This window comes from Escherichia sp. MOD1-EC6475 (assembly GCF_003046645.1).
In the GTDB taxonomy this organism is placed as follows: domain Bacteria; phylum Pseudomonadota; class Gammaproteobacteria; order Enterobacterales; family Enterobacteriaceae; genus Escherichia; species Escherichia ruysiae.
This window is the reverse complement of the sequence record NZ_PZKQ01000126.1, coordinates 1-270: the sequence shown is the minus strand read 5'-3', so window position 1 is coordinate 270 and position 270 is coordinate 1. Positions and strand designations below refer to the sequence as shown.

Here is a 270-nt window from a genome sequence, read left to right as displayed (position 1 = left end):
GTAAGTTGGCAGCATTACCCGTTTTCGCTGTTATTATCATCAGTGTTCGACCAGATGCGCTCACCAACCATCTTGCCGTAGAAATCAACTTTATTGCCATTTTTATTATAAATTTCAGCCGCATTTGCTGCGCCAGCAACTAATAACGCCGGGACCAGCATTGCCAGAACTTTTCTTTTCATTATGTATTCCCTTGTGATTATAATCTTCATGAATATAACAATAAGTGCCGTTATCCAAAAAAAAGCACATTTGGATACTATTCTATGA

At 38.1% G+C, this 270-nt stretch carries 1 pseudogene; it reads right to left on the bottom strand.

What is annotated here, in order from left to right:
* Positions 1-20 precede the first annotated feature (20 nt).
* Positions 21-182: pseudogene (locus A7589_RS22680) on the bottom strand (hypothetical protein); the annotation flags it as partial.
* Positions 183-270 lie beyond the last annotated feature (88 nt).